The following is a 278-nucleotide window of genomic DNA, read 5'->3' as shown; positions in this document are numbered from 1 at the left end:
AAACAGCCCCACCCACACCACGTCGACGAAGTGCCAATACCAGCTGGCCGCTTCAAAACCGAAGTGCTGTTTCTCGTCCAGATGCCCTTTCATGATGCGCCGCAGCATGATGGTCAGCATCAGCGTGCCGATGGTGACGTGGGCACCGTGAAAGCCGGTGAGCATGAAGAACGTGGCGCCATAAATACCCGAGCCCAGCGTCAGCCCCAGCTCGTGATAGGCCTCAACGTATTCGGTAACTTGCAGCGCCAGAAAGCACACGCCGAGCACAATCGTCA

General features: G+C 57.9%; 1 protein-coding gene. It reads right to left on the bottom strand.

Features of this window, described 5'->3' with window-relative positions; genetic code table 11:
* Window positions 1-278 (bottom strand): cytochrome c oxidase subunit 3 (locus AC0IW9_RS30710; protein ID WP_471652091.1); only part of this gene is annotated, 278 nt, incomplete at both ends.

Source organism: Belnapia sp. AC561, assembly GCF_979252845.1.
This window is presented reverse-complemented; position numbering and strand designations above follow the sequence as displayed.